The organism is Enterobacter cloacae complex sp. 397G4 (assembly GCF_050031515.1).
Lineage (GTDB): Bacteria > Pseudomonadota > Gammaproteobacteria > Enterobacterales > Enterobacteriaceae > Enterobacter > Enterobacter hormaechei_C.
In genome coordinates, this window is record NZ_JBLGWE010000001.1 from 180050 (window position 1) to 198306 (window position 18257).

General features: G+C 56.5%; 16 protein-coding genes and 4 tRNA genes. 15 read left to right on the plus strand and 5 right to left on the minus strand.

Going from position 1 to position 18257, the window contains the following annotated elements; genetic code table 11:
• Position 1 precedes the first annotated feature (1 nt).
• From wzxE to ACQG1Y_RS00920, 9 genes are all read left to right on the plus strand, one after another.
• Positions 2 to 1252 (plus strand): lipid III flippase WzxE, encoded by a 1251-nt coding sequence (gene wzxE / locus ACQG1Y_RS00880; RefSeq protein WP_047726380.1) that lies wholly within the window; start codon positions 2 to 4, stop codon positions 1250 to 1252.
• Complete coding sequence (locus ACQG1Y_RS00885; protein WP_017383596.1) at positions 1249 to 2328, plus strand: TDP-N-acetylfucosamine:lipid II N-acetylfucosaminyltransferase; 1080 nt, start codon at positions 1249 to 1251, stop codon at positions 2326 to 2328. The genes wzxE and ACQG1Y_RS00885 overlap by 4 nt, the downstream gene beginning before the upstream one ends.
• Entirely contained in the window at positions 2325 to 3677 is a 1353-nt protein-coding gene (wzyE, locus tag ACQG1Y_RS00890) for an ECA oligosaccharide polymerase (RefSeq protein ID WP_017693948.1), read from the plus strand. The genes ACQG1Y_RS00885 and wzyE overlap by 4 nt, the downstream gene beginning before the upstream one ends.
• A 12-nt stretch (positions 3678 to 3689) precedes the next feature.
• Positions 3690 to 4430 carry a lipopolysaccharide N-acetylmannosaminouronosyltransferase gene (gene wecG, locus ACQG1Y_RS00895; RefSeq protein WP_045349549.1) on the plus strand — a complete coding sequence of 247 codons (741 nt, stop codon included), beginning with the start codon at positions 3690 to 3692 and terminating at the stop codon, positions 4428 to 4430.
• A gap of 197 nt (positions 4431 to 4627) precedes the next feature.
• Complete coding sequence (thrP, locus tag ACQG1Y_RS00900; RefSeq protein ID WP_017693946.1) at positions 4628 to 6013, plus strand: bifunctional threonine/serine APC transporter ThrP; 1386 nt, start codon at positions 4628 to 4630, stop codon at positions 6011 to 6013.
• Positions 6014 to 6115: 102 nt separating this feature from the next.
• Positions 6116 to 6192 (plus strand) — tRNA-Arg (locus ACQG1Y_RS00905).
• Positions 6193 to 6259: 67 nt separating this feature from the next.
• Positions 6260 to 6335: transfer RNA gene (locus ACQG1Y_RS00910), tRNA-His, on the plus strand.
• 21 nt (positions 6336 to 6356) lie between these two features.
• Positions 6357 to 6443 (plus strand) — tRNA-Leu (locus ACQG1Y_RS00915).
• Between the two features lie 44 nt (positions 6444 to 6487).
• A tRNA-Pro gene (locus ACQG1Y_RS00920) sits at positions 6488 to 6564 on the plus strand.
• Positions 6565 to 7101: 537 nt separating this feature from the next.
• Here the strand turns inward: ACQG1Y_RS00920 and hemY are convergent.
• The 4 genes from hemY to hemC are packed head-to-tail and all read right to left on the minus strand — an operon-like array spanning position 7102 to position 11196.
• Positions 7102 to 8301 (minus strand): protoheme IX biogenesis protein HemY, encoded by a 1200-nt coding sequence (hemY, locus tag ACQG1Y_RS00925; RefSeq protein ID WP_062938372.1) that lies wholly within the window; start codon positions 8299 to 8301, stop codon positions 7102 to 7104.
• Positions 8302 to 8303: 2 nt separating this feature from the next.
• Entirely contained in the window at positions 8304 to 9497 is a 1194-nt protein-coding gene (gene hemX, locus ACQG1Y_RS00930) for a uroporphyrinogen-III C-methyltransferase (RefSeq protein WP_015570012.1), read from the minus strand.
• 20 nt (positions 9498 to 9517) lie between these two features.
• Complete coding sequence (hemD, locus tag ACQG1Y_RS00935; protein ID WP_017383593.1) at positions 9518 to 10258, minus strand: uroporphyrinogen-III synthase; 741 nt, start codon at positions 10256 to 10258, stop codon at positions 9518 to 9520.
• A complete protein-coding gene (gene hemC / locus ACQG1Y_RS00940; protein ID WP_017383592.1) occupies positions 10255 to 11196 on the minus strand; it encodes a hydroxymethylbilane synthase in 942 nt (313 codons plus the stop codon). Before hemC ends, hemD begins: the two co-directional genes overlap by 4 nt.
• Before the next feature lie 350 nt (positions 11197 to 11546).
• Here hemC and cyaA point away from each other — a divergent pair, with 350 nt between their 5' ends.
• Complete coding sequence (gene cyaA / locus ACQG1Y_RS00945) at positions 11547 to 14090, plus strand: class I adenylate cyclase (RefSeq protein ID WP_017383591.1); 2544 nt, start codon at positions 11547 to 11549, stop codon at positions 14088 to 14090.
• A gap of 278 nt (positions 14091 to 14368) precedes the next feature.
• Here the strand turns inward: cyaA and cyaY are convergent, their stop codons facing one another.
• Positions 14369 to 14689 (minus strand): iron donor protein CyaY, encoded by a 321-nt coding sequence (gene cyaY, locus ACQG1Y_RS00950; RefSeq protein WP_003860816.1) that lies wholly within the window; start codon positions 14687 to 14689, stop codon positions 14369 to 14371.
• A 135-nt stretch (positions 14690 to 14824) separates the two neighbouring features.
• Between cyaY and lptM the strand changes: the two genes are divergently transcribed.
• Genes lptM through yigB form a run of 5 tightly spaced genes read left to right on the plus strand, consistent with a single transcriptional unit; the run spans position 14825 to position 18207 of the window.
• The gene (gene lptM, locus ACQG1Y_RS00955; protein WP_003860815.1) at positions 14825 to 15028 is read left to right on the plus strand and encodes an LPS translocon maturation chaperone LptM; all 204 of its coding nucleotides are present in this window, start codon (positions 14825 to 14827) and stop codon (positions 15026 to 15028) included.
• A 35-nt stretch (positions 15029 to 15063) separates the two neighbouring features.
• Positions 15064 to 15888, plus strand: a complete 825-nt coding sequence (gene dapF, locus ACQG1Y_RS00960; protein WP_023295730.1) for a diaminopimelate epimerase — start codon at positions 15064 to 15066, stop codon at positions 15886 to 15888.
• A complete protein-coding gene (locus ACQG1Y_RS00965) occupies positions 15885 to 16592 on the plus strand; it encodes a DUF484 domain-containing protein (protein WP_045348417.1) in 708 nt (235 codons plus the stop codon). Before dapF ends, ACQG1Y_RS00965 begins: the two co-directional genes overlap by 4 nt.
• Entirely contained in the window at positions 16589 to 17491 is a 903-nt protein-coding gene (gene xerC, locus ACQG1Y_RS00970) for a tyrosine recombinase XerC (protein WP_017383588.1), read from the plus strand. The genes ACQG1Y_RS00965 and xerC overlap by 4 nt, the downstream gene beginning before the upstream one ends.
• Positions 17491 to 18207: a 5-amino-6-(5-phospho-D-ribitylamino)uracil phosphatase YigB gene (gene yigB, locus ACQG1Y_RS00975; RefSeq protein ID WP_126765769.1), complete on the plus strand. Its 717-nt coding sequence runs from the start codon at positions 17491 to 17493 to the stop codon at positions 18205 to 18207. The genes xerC and yigB overlap by 1 nt, the downstream gene beginning before the upstream one ends.
• Positions 18208 to 18257: the final 50 nt, after the last annotated feature.

Genomic DNA, 18257 nt, shown 5'->3' on the forward strand with positions numbered 1-18257 from the left:
TATGTCTCTGGCAAAAGCGTCGGTGTGGACGGCAGCGTCCACGCTTGTAAAAATTGGCGCCGGGTTACTGGTCGTCAAGCTGCTGGCCGTCTCATTTGGTCCGTCAGGCGTTGGGCTGGCAGGGAACTTCCGCCAGCTGGTCACGGTGCTTGGCGTGCTGGCGGGAGCCGGGATATTCAATGGCGTCACCAAATACGTCGCGCAGCATCATGACGATGCCGAAAAGCTCCGCACGGTGGTGGGCACCTCCTCTGCTATGGTGCTGGGCTTTTCTACGTTGCTGGCCGTCGTCTTTTTGCTGGCGGCGGCACCCATCAGCCAGGGACTGTTCGGACACACGCACTATCAGGGGCTGGTGCGCCTGGTGGCGCTCGTTCAGATGGGGATCGCCTGGGCAAACCTGCTGCTGGCGCTGATGAAAGGCTTCCGTGATGCCGCCGGGAATGCGCTGGCGCTGATCCTCGGCAGCATCATCGGCGTTATCGCCTACTACTTTTGCTATCGGCTGGGCGGCTATGAAGGCGCGCTGCTGGGGCTGGCGCTGGTGCCTGCGCTCGTTGTCATTCCGGCAGCGTTTATGCTGATGCGCAGAGGCAATGTCCCGCTGAGTTACCTGAAACCGCAGTGGGACAAGATGCTGGCGGGGCAGCTCGGTAAGTTTACCCTGATGGCGCTCATCACTTCGGTAACGCTTCCCGTTGCCTACGTGATGATGCGAAACCTGCTGGCAGCGCATTACAGCTGGGATGAAGTGGGGATCTGGCAGGGCGTGAGCAGCATTTCAGATGCTTACCTCCAATTTATTACGGCTTCCTTTAGCGTCTATTTACTGCCAACCTTATCGCGCCTGACTTCCAGGCAGGATATTACCCGCGAGATTTTTCGCTCCCTGCGTTTTGTATTGCCGGCGGTTGCGATCGCCAGCTTTACCGTCTGGTTACTGCGTGATTTCGCCATCTGGCTGCTGTTTTCGGCGAAGTTTACCGCCATGCGCGATCTGTTTGCCTGGCAACTGGTCGGCGATGTGCTGAAAGTGGGGGCATACGTTTTCGGCTATCTGGTGATTGCGAAGGCTTCGCTGCGGTTGTATATCCTGGCAGAGATCGGCCAGTTTACGCTGCTGACGGCATTTTCTCACTGGCTGATCCCCACCCACGGTGCGCTGGGGGCGGCTCAGGCCTATATGGCAACTTATATCGTTTATTTCGCTGCCTGTTGCGGCGTATTTTTACTTTGGCGTAAACGCGCATGACTGCACTGATACACATACTGGGATCGGATATCCCGCATCATAACCAGACCGTTCTGCGGTTCTTCAACGATGAACTGGCATCCGGCACGCCCGATGCGCGCGAGTTTATGGTCGTTGGACGCGATAACGGCCTGAGCGCGGCGTGTCCGGCATTGCACATCACCTTCTGGCCAGACAAAGCGGCCCTGACCAAAGCCGTTGTCGCGAAAGCCAAAGCGGACCGAAGCCAGCGTTTCTTCTTCCACGGACAATTCAATACCGGGCTGTGGCTGGCGCTGTTAAGCGGCGGGATAAAACCTTCCCAGTTCAGCTGGCATATCTGGGGAGCGGATCTCTACGAAGTCTCCCACGGCTGGAAGTTCCGTCTTTTCTATCCGCTGCGTCGTCTGGCGCAGGCGCGCGTGGGCTGCGTTTTTGCTACCCGTGGCGACCTCAACTATTTTGCTAAACAGCACCCGAAGGTTCGCGGGGAACTGCTCTATTTTCCGACCCGTATGGATCCGGCACTGAATACCATGGCGAATGACGCGGTTCGTGAAGGCAAACTGACTATCCTGGTGGGAAATTCCGGCGATCGCAGTAACGAGCATGTCGCGGCGCTGCGGGCGGTGCATCAGCAGTTTGGCGATACGGTGAACGTGGTGGTGCCGATGGGCTATCCCGCCAATAACGACGCCTACATCGATGAAGTTCGCCAGCAGGGGCTTGCGCTGTTTAGCGCGGAAAATCTGCACATTCTCAGCGATAAGCTGGAATTTGATGACTATCTCGCGCTGCTGCGAAAATGCGATCTGGGCTATTTCATCTTTGCCCGTCAGCAGGGGATTGGTACGCTGTGTCTGCTGATTCAGGCGGGCGTACCGTGCGTGCTCAACCGCGAAAACCCGTTCTGGCAGGACATGGCCGAACAGCATATTCCGGTGCTGTTTACCTCTGACACGCTTAATGTCGAGGTGGTACGGGAAGCGCAGCGTCAGCTCACGCTGGTGGATAAAAATAGCATCGACTTTTTCAGCCCGAACTATCTCACGCCGTGGCACCGCGCGCTGCGTATTGCTTCAGGAGACAACGCATGAGCCAGTTGCAATTTAGCGGCTTGCTGGTGGTCTGGCTGCTGAGCACGCTGTTTATCGCCACGCTTACCTGGTTTGAATTCCGGCGCGTACGTTTTAACTTCAACGTATTCTTCTCGCTGCTGTTTTTGCTGACCTTTTTCTTTGGCTTCCCGCTGACCAGCATCCTCGTGTTCCGCTTTGATGTTGGCGTCGCTCCGCCGGAAATTTTGTTGCAGGCGCTGCTCTCTGCGACCTGCTTCTACGCGGTGTATTACGTCACCTATAAAACGCGCCTGCGCGCGGCGAAAGACACCACACCCCGTCGTCCGCTGTTTACAATGAACCGGGTAGAAACCCATCTGACGTGGGTTATGCTGATGACCATCGCCCTCGTCAGCGTGGCGATTTTCTTCATGCATAACGGCTTTTTACTGTTTAAGTTGCAGTCCTATAGCCAGATTTTCTCCGCCGAAGTCTCCGGCGTCGCGCTCAAGCGTTTCTTCTATTTCTTCATTCCGGCGATGCTGGTGGTCTTTTTCCTGCGTCAGGACAGTAAAGCCTGGCTGTTCTTCCTGGTCAGCACCGTCGCATTTGGCATTCTGACCTACATGATCGTCGGCGGCACCCGCGCCAACATCATTATCGCCTTCGCGATTTTCCTGTTTATAGGCATTATTCGCGGCTGGATCTCGCTGTGGATGCTGGCGGCGGCAGGCGTCTTTGGCATTGTGGGGATGTTCTGGCTGGCGCTGAAGCGCTACGGACTGAACGTGGCCGGCGACGAAGCGTTTTATACCTTCCTGTATCTGACGCGCGATACCTTCTCTCCGTGGGAAAACCTGGCTTTACTGCTGCAAAACTACGACAAAATCGAATTCCAGGGGCTGGCGCCGATTGTTCGCGATTTCTATGTCTTTATACCGACGTGGCTGTGGCCTGACCGTCCCGGTATTGTCCTGAACACGGCGAACTACTTTACCTGGGAAGTGCTGAACAACCATTCGGGCCTGGCGATTTCCCCAACCCTGATTGGCTCGCTGGTAGTGATGGGCGGAACGTGGTTTATCCTGCCGGGCGCGATCGCGGTCGGGCTGATAATAAAATGGTTCGACTGGCTATATACGCTGGGTAATGAAGAGACCAACCGCTACAAAGCCGCTGTTTTGCACAGTTTCTGTTTCGGTGCCATTTTCAATATGATCGTTCTGGCGCGCGAGGGGCTGGATTCGTTCGTCTCACGCGTGGTGTTTTTTATGGTCGTTTTCGGTCTCTGTCTGCTGCTGGCAAAACTGCTGTACTGGTTGTTTGACAGTGCAGGGCTTGTGCACAGACGTGAGCCACAGGGCAGCACAACGCTGTCGCAAGTCTGAGTAGGGATTATCATGACGGATACAACTTCAGCCCCGCGTTATGCGCTGCGTGGGCTACAGCTTATTGGCTGGCGTGACATGCAACACGCGCTGGATTTCCTGTTCGCGGACGGGCAGATGAAATCGGGCACGCTGGTGGCCATCAACGCAGAAAAGATGCTGGCGGTTGAAGATAATGCGGAAGTGAAAAGCCTGATTGAAGCCGCGGAGTTTAAATACGCCGACGGTATTAGCGTGGTGCGTTCAATTCGTAAAAAGTTTCCTGACGCTAATGTGTCTCGCGTGGCGGGTGCTGACCTTTGGGAGCGGCTTATGGAACGCGCAGGCGCTGAAGGCACGCCGGTATTTTTGATTGGCGGCAAACCAGATGTGCTGGCGCAGACCGAACAAAAGCTGCGTAGCCAGTGGAATGTTAACATCGTGGGCAGCCAGGATGGCTATTTCAGGCCGGAAGATCGCCAGGCGTTATATGAGCGCGTGCGCGACAGCGGGGCGAAAATTGTCACTGTCGCCATGGGGTCGCCGCGGCAGGAAATTCTGATGCGCGATTGCCGTCTGGTCAGCCCGGATGCGCTCTATATGGGCGTTGGCGGCACCTACGACGTCTTTACTGGCCACGTTAAGCGTGCGCCCAAAGTCTGGCAAAACCTGGGGCTGGAGTGGCTCTACCGCCTGCTCTCTCAACCGACGCGTATCAAACGACAGATTCGTCTGCTGCGCTACCTCGCCTGGCACTACACCGGGAAAATGTAATCAATATGCAGCGCGATCTGCTGTTCGCGCTGCAATCCCCCCTGTAAAACTGCTGGATTTCTGTGCAATGCATTCATTTTTTTAATGCATTGTTTGCCATTTGCCAGAATTTAAGAAACCATTCGCTCCGTATTTCAGTACCCCTCAAAACAATACCCGGCAATAAGTCGGGAAACAGCAAACACAACCGAGGATTTATGGCAGAGAAAAAACCGGAGCTTCAGCGTGGGCTGGAAGCTCGACATATTGAATTGATCGCGCTGGGCGGGACTATCGGCGTTGGCCTGTTTATGGGCTCGGCAAGCACGCTGAAATGGGCGGGGCCTTCCGTCCTGCTAGCGTATATTATTGCCGGGCTGTTCGTCTTCTTCATCATGCGCTCAATGGGCGAAATGTTGTTTCTGGAGCCGGTAACGGGCTCTTTCGCCGTTTACGCCCACCGTTATATGAGCCCGTTCTTTGGCTATCTCACGGCCTGGTCGTACTGGTTTATGTGGATGGCCGTCGGGATTTCGGAGATTACCGCCATCGGGGTCTACGTGCAGTTCTGGTTCCCGGAGATGGCCCAGTGGATACCCGCGCTCATCGCCGTAGGGCTTGTGGCGCTGGCGAACCTTGCCGCCGTTCGCCTTTACGGTGAAATCGAGTTCTGGTTTGCGATGATCAAAGTCACCACCATTATCGTGATGATTGTTGTGGGTCTGGGTGTCATCTTCTTTGGTTTCGGTAACGGCGGGCACGCGATTGGTTTCGGTAACCTGACCGGACACGGCGGCTTCTTTGCCGGCGGCTGGAAAGGCTTCCTGACCGCGCTCTGTATCGTTGTCGCCTCTTATCAGGGCGTTGAGCTGATCGGCATTACCGCAGGTGAGGCGAAAAACCCGCAGGTCACGCTGCGTAGCGCGGTAGGCAAGGTGCTATGGCGTATCCTGATTTTCTATGTGGGCGCGATCTTCGTTATCGTGACCATTTTCCCATGGAACGAGATCGGCACCACCGGCAGCCCGTTTGTCTTAACCTTCGCTAAGATTGGCATCACGGCGGCGGCCGCCATTATCAACTTTGTGGTGCTGACGGCGGCGCTCTCCGGCTGTAACAGCGGGATGTACAGCTGCGGGCGTATGCTTTACGCGCTCTCGCAAAACAAACAGCTGCCGGCGGTGATGGGTAAAGTCTCCCGCGTGGGTGTACCGGTGGCGGGCGTAGCGGTGTCGATTGTGATTCTGCTGATTGGCTCTTGCCTGAACTACATCATCCCGAATCCGCAGCGCGTGTTTGTTTATGTCTATAGCGCCAGCGTGCTGCCGGGAATGGTACCGTGGTTTGTCATTTTGATTAGCCAGCTGCGTTTCCGACAGGCGCACAAAAAAGCGATCGCCAGCCATCCGTTCCGCTCCATTCTGTTCCCGTATGCGAACTATTTGACGATGGCGTTCCTGATTTGCGTATTAATTGGAATGTACTTTAATGAAGATACCCGCATGTCGCTGTTTGTCGGGATGATCTTCCTGGCTGCCGTCACAGCTGCATATAAACTTTTTGGCCTGGGCCGCCGTGGCTCCGCCCATAAAGTGGAGGAATAAGCGGCAAAATGTGCAAACCATAACCAAACGCGCATTTTTTTCAAAAAAGCACTAGACAGCGGGGACGGAGGTACGTAATATCCAGCCCCGCAACGGCGCTAAGCGCCCGTAGCTCAGCTGGATAGAGCGCTGCCCTCCGGAGGCAGAGGTCTCAGGTTCGAATCCTGTCGGGCGCGCCATTTTAGTCCCGGCGCTAGAGCTGCGGTGGTCTGAGAAGTAGTCAGAACCGCGTGAAAGAATACAGTGGTGGCTATAGCTCAGTTGGTAGAGCCCTGGATTGTGATTCCAGTTGTCGTGGGTTCGAATCCCATTAGCCACCCCATTATTGAAAGAGTTGTGAATTGCGAAGGTGGCGGAATTGGTAGACGCGCTAGCTTCAGGTGTTAGTGTTCTTACGGACGTGGGGGTTCAAGTCCCCCCCCTCGCACCACGACTTTTAATGAGTTGAACTAAAAATTCAAAAAAGCAGTACATCGGCGAGTAGCGCAGCTTGGTAGCGCAACTGGTTTGGGACCAGTGGGTCGGAGGTTCGAATCCTCTCTCGCCGACCAATTTTGAACCCCGCTTCGGCGGGGTTTTTTGTTTTCTGCGTTTTTTATCCTGTAGCCTTTCCCCGACAACACTCTATATCCTTGTCGCGATTCAGCGACATATAACCCGTTAATATTAAAGAATTTATTATTTTACCTCTTAACCTGTCTCCTGGTGACGACATATCGCCGCCTTCAGCGCGATGTTGTATGGCTTCAGGCGGTTCTTAACAGCATAATTTCCTTTTATCTTAAAATGTTGCGCGATGTAAAAGTTCTGCGTGTAAACCTGGCACATTACATGCAATAATATGCGTGTAGATGCTCATTCCATCTCTTATGTTCGCCTTAAGGCCTCATAAACTCAGGAATGACGCAGAGCCGTTTACGGTGCTTATCGTCCACTGACAGATGTCGCTTCGGCCTCATCAGACACCATGGACACAACGTTGAGTGAAGCACCAAATATGTTGTCTTACAGACCTGTTTTAACGCCTGCTTTTATAGCAGGCGTTTTTTTATGGGCGTAAAAAAGGAGGCCATCTGGCCTCCTGTTAATTACTGCTGCGTTCCGTTATTTTGCAACGTCAATAACAGCCCATCACGGCGCATAGCTGCGGCCTCTTCCGGCTTATGCTGCTTGTCCAGCGAATCAGCAAGCCAGGCGTAATCAAATGCGTCCGGACGTTTCTTCAGCGCGGCGCGGAAGGCGAGACTCGCCTCCTGCCACTCGCCGTGTTTCATCAGAGACTGGCCCAGCGTACTCCACAGCAGCGGACGATCGCCCACGGTTTTGATCTGCTGGCGCAGTGCTTTTTCAATTTGTTCCGGATTGTTGGTTTTCAGACGCGGGATGACCATCACCAGGCGGTCATCATACTGTCGCTTGAGACCGTCGAGGAGGATCTCCTGCGCGGTGTCATGGTCGTCACACTCAATCAGATGTTCTGCCATCGCCACCTGAAGAGGAACCTGCTGGCGCGTTTTACGGCTCTGGTTTTTCCACCAGGTTTTCAGGCCGTCGCTGCCGAGATCGGCGCGCGCCTGATCCATCAGGCCAATCCAGGCCAGACGCTGAAGTTCATCACGATGTTCATCATCGCCCACGTCGGCTTTCGCCATGGAAGGGATAATGTCCAGCAGCGAGCCCCAGGCACCGGTCCGAATATATGCCTGCTCAGCCAGACGCAGCACTTCCGGGTGACGAGGGGTAATTTCCAGCAGACGGTCAACGCCGTGACGAGCGGCATGGTTTTCATTGCGCGCCAGTTGCAGACGAACGCGGGTGATCTCAACCGGAATCGGATCTTTAGTAGAGAGCTCAGACGCGCGTTCAAGATGCTGATTGGCGCGGGCCTCATCGCCTCGCTGTTGCGCCGCCTCAGCGGCCAGCAGATAGTTAACAACCGGCTGTTCTGCATGGTCGGCATTTTTCGACATCAGCTTCTCAACCTGCTGATAGTCGCCTTCGGCCAGCTTCAGCAACGCTTGCTCGGTCTGCTTGCGGGCGCGACGGCGCTTACGGCCAACGAACCAGCCGCGCGTATGTACGCCGGTACGGAAAATACGACGCAGGAGCCACTCCACTGCCAGCAGAACGACCACACCCAGGATCAGAATAATTACCAGCCCTGTTACGCTGGTTTCGATATTGTAGTTATCGGTCTGGATCAATACATAACCCTGGTGACCCGCGAGCATCGGCCCCAGTACAATCCCGGCGATCAGCAGGATGAAGAGTAAGAAGACTTTTAGCATCATTACTCTCCTTGCGGCGCGCTTTCAGGCGCTGGCGCGGCGGCAGGTGCTTCAGCCGGACGCTCTGCCGGAACGCCCGGCTGGGCCAGCAGGTTACGCACGCGCGTCTGCATGAGCTTCTCCAGAATCGGCTGGCTTTCCAGCTTGTCCGGCACGTTCATGGTGATGTTTTGCTGGCTCAGCTTGTCGATATCCTCAAGGAACGCGGTCGTGGTTGCGTCATTGGTATCGTAGTAAGCACGTACCCAGGTTGAAACGTTATCCAGCGCCTGTTTGTAGGTCTCTTCCTGGTGACGCGGTACGGCCTGGGCAGCCACCAGCAGGCGGGAACGAATGTTTTCGCGCAGATAGACGTCCTGGTTCGGCGCCAGCAGCGGCACGGCAGTTTCATCGCGGCGGCGAATGGTAATAAAGCTGTCCATAAAGTTCTGCCAGCTCTTTTGCAGGTTGATACGCCATTCGCTCAGGGAGCTGGACAGCTCGGTGCCGTCAGAATCCATCGGGGAGTCATCGTCGTTGTTATCGGCCAGCTGAAGGTTATCAATCTGGTTGGAGAGCTGATTTACCTTAAGGATGATACCATCGTAATCGACCTGAGAAACCGCGGACAGGCTGGCGATATCTTCCGTAATAGCGCGGCGAGCGTTGATGAGGCTCGGATCGTTCATGTCCGCCAGGCTTGCGTCGGCGCTTTTCAGCAGCGCGGCGGCGGTGGTGACATCCTGATCGCTCCAGAGCTTGCGCCCGGCCAGTTTCACCAGAAAATCGGCCTGTGAAAGTAGCCAGGTTTTGGCATCGGTTCCCGAAATTGTGGCGACTTTTTCCTGCACTTCGCTCAGCTGTTTGGTCAACTCTTCACGTTTGCTGTTCGCGTCGGCGAGGGCGGCAGCCTGCTGTTTGATCACGCCTTCCAGCTCAGCTTTTTGCGTCTCCTGCGCTTTCTGTAGGGCAGTGATTTGGTTAACCAGCGCGTCGCTGGTGGCCGTCTGGTTGGTGCCTTGTTTCTTCACCAGTCCGTAGAGTCCCACGCCTGCGGCCAGCGCAATCGCGATGGCAATCACGCTCAGCGTTAGGCTGGTTTTGTTGCTGCCGTTTTTCTTCTCAACGGTTGTGTCTGTCGTCTCTGGCTGTGACGTGGTGTCCACAGTCTCCCTGGTCTCTTCAACCACGGCGGAGGATTTTTCGTGTTCCGTCATTATGGCTTCCCATTTGAGAGTTATTGTAATGCGCGCAGCAGCGCATCGTTGTCGGCGTTTTCAGCGATCCGAATATCCTGCCAGCCCAGTTCCCGGGCGTGGTTCGCCAGACGCTCACTGACGACCAGAAGCCGACAGCGGAGTAACCAGTTTTCGCGATACCAAAGCGGAATCAGCGACCAAAGCTGTTGTAACATTTCACCGCTGGTGACCACCAGCGTATTAATACCGCGGGCGTGCCAGCGCATTGCTTCTTCCGCGCCATCATAGTGTTTCGCACAGCGCTGATAGCACTCCACAAACGTCACGTCTGCGCCGCGTTCGCGCAGCGTTTCGCCCAGCAGTTCGCGGCCACCGTTGCCGCGCAAAATGAGCGCGCGCTTTCCGGCAATGGTTTGTAATTCAGGTAATTGTAGCAAGACTTCGCTGATTTCCCGATCTAACGGGTAACGAACATCGATTCCGCTCGCGGTATGTAAGGCCAGCGCCGTGGTGCGCCCGATGGCGAAATAGCGGGGGGCGTGAGGCCAGCTAACGGCATGCTGTTGCAGCTGCGCATGGGCAAACTCCACGGCATGCTGCGACAGCGCAAAGAGCAGATCGCCTTCCTGTAAGAGACGCATCTGGTCAGCGAGCTCAGGCAGCTCGCGACCGGGGGAGAATTCAATCAGCGGAAAACTCCAGGCCACCTGCCCCAGTGCGCGCAGACGGCTCACTAACTGCTCTCCTGCGGGAGAAGGGCGGGTGACAAGTATGCTCATGCAGGGGGCTCTCCGTTATAGACCTCAGCCAGAATTTCACGCGCGCCGTTATTCAGCAGCTCTTCCGCCAGCGATACGCCAAGCGCCTCGGCATCTTGCGGCTTGCCGCGACGTTCACCGCGAACCATCTGTGAGCCGTCCGGCGCGCCAACCAGCGCACGCAACCACAGCTCACCGTCAGTTAATTCAGCATAGCTGCCAATTGGCACCTGACAGCCTCCTTCGAGGCGAGTATTCATCGCGCGCTCGGCTTTTACGCGAACGGCGGTATCGTCATGATTCAGCGGCGCGAGCAGTGCCTGAGTGCGCGCATCAACCAGACGACACTCAATGCCGACGGCACCCTGGCCGACGGCGGGCAGCGACAGCTCCGGCGGCAACGCGACGCGAATGCGTTCTTCCAGCCCCAGGCGTTTCAGGCCCGCAACCGCAAGAATAATGGCATCGTAGTCGCCGTTATCCAGCTTGCCAAGGCGTGTGCCGACGTTCCCGCGCAGCGAACGGATCACCAGATCCGGGCGACGTTCAGCCAGCTGACACTGGCGGCGTAAACTTGACGTGCCGACCACGCTGCCTGCCGGCAACGCATCGAGCGAGTCATAGCGATTAGAGACAAACGCATCGCGCGGATCCTCGCGCTCGCAGATGGTCACCAGCCCCAGCCCTTCCGGGAACTCAACGGGCACATCCTTCATCGAATGCACGGCGATATCGGCGCGGTTCTCAAGCAATGCCAGCTCCAGCTCTTTGACAAACAGACCCTTTCCGCCCACTTTGGCCAGCGGCGTATCCAGAATGACATCGCCACGCGTGACCATTGGCACCAGCTCAACGCGTAATCCGGTGTGGCAGGCTTCAAGGCGCTGCTTAACATAATGTGCCTGCCAGAGTGCAAGAGGACTTTGGCGTGTGGCAATTCTCAAAACATTGTCTAACATGCTTGTTACCGTCATTATCAATCGCTAACCATCCTAACATTGTTGACACTCGGATGGCAGTTTTACGGTTGATGAAGAGTGAGAGGGACAGGGCGGCGTACTCGTCAGCCATCGCCGTATTCAGGAATTTACACGTCAAGAACGGTGCTACACTTGTATGTAGCGCATCTTTCTTTACGGTCAACCGGCAAGGTGTTAAATTGATCACGTTTTAGACCATTTTTTCGTCTGTACCACCAGAAAAGCAAAAGGCGAAAAAAGGGTAACGGTTATTTTTTGAAATACTGCGGGTCCGCTGCTTTTTGTGTTCTGACTGGCGTGCGACACCCGGAAACATCAGGCGATACGTCTTGTACCTCTATATTGAGACTCTGAAACAGAGACTGGATGCCATCAATCAATTGCGTGTGGATCGCGCGCTTGCTGCCATGGGCCCTGCTTTCCAGCAGGTATACAGTCTACTGCCAACATTGTTGCACTATCACCATCCGCTGATGCCGGGTTACCTTGATGGTAACGTTCCCCAGGGCATTTGCCTCTTCACGCCTGATGAAACCCAACAGCATTACCTGACTGAACTTGAACTCTACCGTGGTATGCCGCCGCAGGATTCGCCGAAAGGCGAGCTGCCGATTACCGGGGTTTACTCCATGGGCAGCACGTCATCGGTTGGGCAAAGTTGCTCTTCTGACCTGGATATCTGGGTCTGCCATCAGTCCTGGCTCGACAATGAAGAGCGCCAGCTGTTGCAGCGTAAATGCAGCCTGCTGGAGAGCTGGGCGGCGTCGCTCGGCGTGGAAGTGAGCTTCTTCCTGATTGATGAAAATCGTTTCCGCCATAACGAAAGCGGCAGTCTGGGTGGTGAAGACTGCGGCTCGACTCAGCACATCCTGTTGCTGGATGAGTTTTACCGTACTGCCGTTCGCCTGGCCGGGAAACGTATTCTGTGGAATATGGTGCCGTGCGATGAAGAAGAGAATTATGACGACTACGTCATGTCGCTTTACTCGCAGGGCGTTCTGACGCCAAACGAGTGGCTGGATCTGGGCGGCCTGAGCTCCCTGTCCGCCGAAGAGTACTTTGGCGCAAGCCTCTGGCAGCTTTATAAGAGCATTGATTCACCGTACAAAGCGGTGCTGAAAACCCTGCTGCTGGAAGCCTACTCCTGGGAATACCCCACGCCGCGCCTGCTGGCGAAAGATATTAAACAGCGTCTGCACGACGGGGAGATCGTCTCCTACGGGCTTGATGCCTACTGCATGATGCTGGAGCGCGTCACCGAATACCTGACAGCCATTGAGGACGCCACGCGTCTTGACCTGGTGCGTCGATGTTTCTATCTCAAAGTCTGTGAAAAACTGAGCCGCGAACGCGCCTGCGTGGGCTGGCGTCGTGAAGTCGTCAGCCAGTTAGTCAAAGAGTGGGGATGGGACGAAGAGCGTCTCGCCATGCTCGACAACCGCGCCAACTGGAAGATCGATCAGGTGCGTGAGGCGCACAACGAACTGCTTGATGCGATGATGCAGAGCTACCGCAACCTGATCCGCTTTGCCCGCCGTAACAACCTTAGCGTTTCTGCCAGCCCACAGGATATCGGGGTGCTGACCCGCAAACTGTACGCCGCGTTTGAAGCGTTGCCGGGCAAGGTAACGCTGGTTAACCCACAGATTTCGCCTGACCTGTCTGAACCGAATCTGACCTTTATCTACGTACCGCCGGGCCGCGCGAACCGCACCGGGTGGTATCTGTACAACCGTGCGCCAAGCATGGATTCGATCATCAGCCATCAGCCGCTGGAGTATAACCGCTACCTGAACAAGCTGGTGGCCTGGGCCTGGTTTAACGGCCTTCTCACCTCACGCACCCGGTTGTTTATCAAAGGCAACGAGGTGGTCGATTTAGCCAAGTTGCAGGAGATGGTGGCGGATGTCTCGCACCACTTCCCGCTGCGTCTGCCTGCGCCGACGCCAAAAGCGCTCTACAGCCCGTGTGAGATTCGCCATCTGGCGATCATCGTCAACCTGGAATACGACCCGACGGCGGCCTTCCGCAATCAGGTCGTTCACTTTGACTTCCGCAAGCTGGACGTCTTTAGCTTTGGCGAGCAGCAAAACTGCCTGGTGGGCAGCGTGGATCTGCTGTACCGCAACTCGTGGAACGAAGTGCGTACCCTGCACTTTAACGGCGAGCAGGCGATGATCGAGGCGCTGAAAACGATCCTCGGCAAGATGCACCAGGACGCCGCGCCGCCGGACAGCGTGGAGGTGTTCTGCTACAGTCAGCACCTGCGCGGCCTGATTCGTACCCGCGTTCAGCAGCTGGTGTCTGAGTGCATCGAACTGCGTCTCTCCAGCACCCGACAGGAAACCGGGCGCTTTAAAGCGCTGCGCGTCTCCGGCCAGACCTGGGGGCTGTTCTTTGAGCGCCTGAACGTGTCGGTGCAGAAGCTGGAGAACGCCATTGAATTCTACGGCGCGATTTCACACAACAAACTGCATGGCCTGTCGGTTCAGGTGGAAACCAACCACGTTAAGCTGCCGCAGGTGGTGGATGGCTTTGCGAGTGAAGGGATTATTCAGTTCTTCTTCGAAGAGTCGGGCGATAACGCCGGGTTTAACATCTACATTCTGGATGAAACCAACCGTGCCGAGGTGTATCACCACTGTGAAGGCAGCAAAGAGGAGCTGGTGCGCGACGTCAGCCGCTTCTATTCGTCCTCGCACGATCGCTTTACCTACGGCTCAAGCTTTATCAACTTCAACCTGCCGCAGTTCTACCAGATTGTGAATGTGGATGGGCGAGCGCAGGTGATCCCGTTCCGTACGCAGGCGATTACCCCTGCGGCGCCCGCTAACCAGGAAACTGCGCCGCTGTTGCAGCAGTACTTTTCCTGAGGCTTTTCGCCGGGTGGCGCTATCGCTTACCCGGCCTACGTTTGAGCCGCTGTTGCCGGGTGGCGCTATCGCTTACCCGGCCTACGGTTTGAGCCGCCGTTGCCGGGTGGCGCTAACGCTTACCCGGTCTACGGTTTGAGCCGCTGTTGCCGGGTGGCGCTAACGCTTACCCGGCCTACGGTCCGAGTCGCTGTTGCCGGGTGGCGCTGACGCTTACCCGGTCTACGGTTCGAGCCGTTGTAGGCCCGGTAAGGCGTAGCCGCCACCGGGCAACGCAACTACCTGAAACTCACGTCCTCGCCCGCCTGCGCCGTCGCCGCCTGCTCCAGCAGATCCCAGAACGTTTCGCCGCTGCGATCGCAGACCCACTCGTCACCTTTCAGATCAAAGTGATAGCCGCCCTGTTTCGCCGCCAGCCACACCTGGTGAAGCGGCTCCTGACGGTTAATAATAATCTTGCTGCCGTTTTCGAAGCTTAAGGTCAGGATCCCGCCGTTGATTTCACAATCGATATCGCTGTCGCCGTCCCAGTCGTCGATACGCTCTTCGATGGTCATCCACAGGGTATCGGCAAGGCGATGAAATTCACTGTCGTTCATGGTTTTATTCCTGTTTTTCGTGATGGCGGCAGTATAACGCTAAATAATTCCCGTTGCAGGAAAGCGGCAAACTCTTGCTTTTGTGTCTTCTCCTGCGATGATAGAAACAGATTTGAACTTACGGGCAACCTCTACATGAAAAACGTCTTCCGAACGCTTGTCGTTCTTGTCACTCTGTTTAGCCTGACCGGCTGTGGACTGAAGGGACCACTGTACTTCCCGCCAGAGGATAAAAACGCACCACCGCCGACAAAACCGGTGCAAAGTGGTATCGAGTCATCTACGCCGGATACCAACGATCGCGGCAATAACGGCGGCCCGACTCAGGTCAATCTCTGACAATTACGTTCTGTACCCGCGCAATGGAGCAAATGATGCAGTTCTCTAAAATGCATGGCCTTGGCAACGACTTTATGGTCGTCGACGCGGTAACGCAGAATGTCTTTTTCTCCCCGGAATTGATCCGTCGCCTGGCGGATCGACACATGGGCGTGGGGTTTGACCAGCTGCTGGTGGTGGAGCCGCCTTACGATCCTGACCTGGACTTTCACTACCGCATTTTTAACGCCGACGGCAGCGAAGTTTCCCAGTGCGGCAACGGCGCGCGCTGTTTTGCCCGCTTTGTTCGGCTGAAAGGGCTGACCAACAAGCGCGATATCCGCGTCAGCACCGCCAACGGCCGGATGGTGCTCAGCGTCACCGACGACGAACTGGTGCGCGTGAACATGGGCGAGCCGAACTTCGACCCCTCTGCCGTGCCGTTTCGCGCCAACAAAGCGGAAAAGACCTATATTATGCGTGCCGCCGAGCAGACAGTATTGTGCGGCGTCGTCTCAATGGGTAACCCGCACTGCGTGATTCAGGTGGATGATGTGCAAACCGCGGCGGTTGAAACGCTCGGCCCGGTGCTGGAAAGCCATGAGCGCTTCCCGGAGCGGGCGAACATCGGTTTCATGCAGGTGGTGAAGCGTGAACACATTCGCCTGCGGGTTTACGAGCGCGGCGCGGGCGAAACCCAGGCCTGCGGAAGCGGTGCCTGTGCGGCGGTGGCCGTCGGTATCTCACAGGGGTTACTGGCAGAAGAGGTTCGCGTGGAATTACCGGGCGGACGTCTTGATATCGCCTGGAAAGGAGCGGGTCATCCACTGTACATGACTGGCCCGGCGACACATGTTTATGACGGGTTTATCCATCTATGAAGCAACCAGGGGAAGAACTGCGGGAACCTGTATCAGAGCTGGACGACAGCGCTGTTGTGGATTACCTGCTGCACAATCCTGAGTTTTTTATCCGCAATGCACGCGTCGTCGAACGGATGCGCGTGCCGCATCCGGTTCGCGAGACCGTGTCGCTGGTTGAATGGCACATGGCGCGCTCGCGCAACCACATCAATCAGCTCGAAGAGAACATGACGCTGCTGATGGAGCAGGCCAGCAATAACGAAAGCCTGTTCTACCGTCTACTGCACCTTCAGGCGCGTCTGGCTTCCGCGCACAGTCTAGAAGAGTTCCTCAACCGCTTCCACCGCTGGGCGCGCGATCTGGGGCTGGCAGGCGCGACGATCCGTCTCTTCCCTGACCGCTGGCGCATTGGCGCGCCGTCCGGGTTTACCCATCTGGCGCTGAGCCGTCAGGCGTTTGAGCCGCTGCGCATTCAGCGTCTGGGCCATGAGCACCACTATCTGGGGCCGCTTAACGGGCCAGAACTGCTGGTGGTGCTGCCGGAAGCCAAAGCTATCGGCTCGGTGGCGATGTCGCTGATGGGGCGCGATGGTGACCTGGGCGTGATGTTATTTACCAGCCGCGACGCGCATCATTATGAACAGGGGCAGGGCACGCAACTGTTGCAGGAGATCGCCCTGATGCTGCCTGAGCTGCTGGAGCGCTGGATTGAGCGCGTATGACGGACGGACTGCTCGCCACTGACGTCAACCGCTTTCTGCGCTATCTGGGCGTAGAACGCCAGCTCAGCCCTATTACGCTGCTCAACTATCAGCGTCAGCTTGATGCCATCATGCAGCTTGCCGATGAAATCGGCCTGAAAAGCTGGCAACAATGTGACGCCGCCACGGTACGCGGGTTCGTCGTGCGTAGCCGTAAAAAAAATCTCAGCCCGGCGAGCCTGGCGCTCCGGCTCTCTGCCCTGCGCAGTTTCTTCGACTGGCTGGTCAGTCAGGGCGGTCTGAAAGCCAACCCGGCAAAAGGGATCGCCACGCCGAAAGCCCCGCGTCATCTGCCGAAAAATATCGACGTCGACGACGTAAACCGCCTGCTGGATATCGATCTTAACGATCCGCTGGCCGTGCGCGACCGCGCGATGCTGGAGGTGATGTACGGTGCGGGCCTGCGTCTCTCTGAGCTGGTGAACCTCGACTTAAAGCACCTCGATCTGGAGTCCGGCGAGGTGTGGGTAATGGGCAAGGGCAGCAAAGAGCGCCGCCTGCCGATCGGCCGCAATGCGGTCTCCTGGATTGAGCACTGGCTGGACCTTCGCGGGCTGTTTGGCGCCGACGAAGATGCGCTGTTCCTGTCGAAACTCGGCAAGCGGATCTCGGCGCGTAACGTGCAGAAGCGCTTTGCGGAGTGGGGCATTAAGCAGGGGCTGAACAGCCACGTTCACCCCCACAAGCTGCGCCACTCCTTTGCGACGCACATGCTGGAATCAAGCGGCGACCTGCGCGGCGTACAGGAGCTGCTTGGTCACGCGAATCTGTCGACCACCCAAATCTATACCCACTTAGACTTCCAACACCTTGCCTCGGTGTATGACGCGGCGCATCCACGCGCCAAACGGGGGAAATAATGCGTTTTTACCGCCCACTCGGTCTGATATCAGCCCTGACGTTTGACCTTGATGACACTCTTTACGATAACCGCCCGGTGATCCTGCGTACCGAGCAGGAGTCGCTGGCGTTTGTGCAGAACTACCATCCTGCGCTGAAAGCGATGCAGAACAAAGACTTCCAGCAGCTGCGTCAGTCCCTGCGGGAAACCGAACCGGAGATTTACCACGACGTGACCGAATGGCGCCGCCGTGCGGTTGAGCAGGCGATGCTCAACGCCGGCCTGAGCGCGCAGGATGCGGCCACGGGGGCCGAAGCGGCCATGGAAAACTTCGCCAAATGGCGCAGTCGGATCGACGTGCCGCAGGAGACCCACGACACGCTGGCGAAGCTCGCCGAAAAGTGGCCGCTGGTGGCCATCACCAACGGCAATGCTCAGCCTGAACTGTTTGGTCTGGGGAACTATTTTCAGTTCGTGCTGCGCGCGGGCCCGCACGGACGCTCGAAGCCGTTCAACGATATGTATCATCTGGCAGCGGAAAAACTGGATTTGCCGCTCGGTGAGATCCTGCACGTGGGCGACGACCTGACCACGGACGTCGCCGGGGCGATCCGCTGCGGCATGCAGGCCTGCTGGATCAAGCCGGAAAATGCCGATCTGATGACTACCCCGGATAGCCGTCTTCTGCCGCACGTGGAAATTTCACGGTTGGCATCCCTCACGACGCTGATATAATCATCAATTGTTCTGTATAAATTAACAGGGTTTTGGCGAATGGAAACATT

Bases quoted from the DNA above. Each gene is read 5' to 3' on its own strand.
- wzxE (WP_047726380.1), top strand. From the start codon at position 2: ATGTCTCTGGCAAAAGCGTCGGTGTGGACGGCAGCGTCCACGCTTGTA.
- ACQG1Y_RS00885 (WP_017383596.1), top strand. From the start codon at position 1,249: ATGACTGCACTGATACACATACTGGGATCGGATATCCCGCATCATAAC.
- wzyE (WP_017693948.1), top strand. From the start codon at position 2,325: ATGAGCCAGTTGCAATTTAGCGGCTTGCTGGTGGTCTGGCTGCTGAGC.
- wecG (WP_045349549.1), top strand. From the start codon at position 3,690: ATGACGGATACAACTTCAGCCCCGCGTTATGCGCTGCGTGGGCTACAG.
- thrP (WP_017693946.1), top strand. From the start codon at position 4,628: ATGGCAGAGAAAAAACCGGAGCTTCAGCGTGGGCTGGAAGCTCGACAT.
- hemY (WP_062938372.1), bottom strand. From the start codon at position 8,301: ATGCTAAAAGTCTTCTTACTCTTCATCCTGCTGATCGCCGGGATTGTA.
- hemX (WP_015570012.1), bottom strand. From the start codon at position 9,497: ATGACGGAACACGAAAAATCCTCCGCCGTGGTTGAAGAGACCAGGGAG.
- hemD (WP_017383593.1), bottom strand. From the start codon at position 10,258: ATGAGCATACTTGTCACCCGCCCTTCTCCCGCAGGAGAGCAGTTAGTG.
- hemC (WP_017383592.1), bottom strand. From the start codon at position 11,196: ATGTTAGACAATGTTTTGAGAATTGCCACACGCCAAAGTCCTCTTGCA.
- cyaY (WP_003860816.1), bottom strand. From the start codon at position 14,689: ATGAACGACAGTGAATTTCATCGCCTTGCCGATACCCTGTGGATGACC.
- lptM (WP_003860815.1), top strand. From the start codon at position 14,825: ATGAAAAACGTCTTCCGAACGCTTGTCGTTCTTGTCACTCTGTTTAGC.
- dapF (WP_023295730.1), top strand. From the start codon at position 15,064: ATGCAGTTCTCTAAAATGCATGGCCTTGGCAACGACTTTATGGTCGTC.
- ACQG1Y_RS00965 (WP_045348417.1), top strand. From the start codon at position 15,885: ATGAAGCAACCAGGGGAAGAACTGCGGGAACCTGTATCAGAGCTGGAC.
- xerC (WP_017383588.1), top strand. From the start codon at position 16,589: ATGACGGACGGACTGCTCGCCACTGACGTCAACCGCTTTCTGCGCTAT.
- yigB (WP_126765769.1), top strand. From the start codon at position 17,491: ATGCGTTTTTACCGCCCACTCGGTCTGATATCAGCCCTGACGTTTGAC.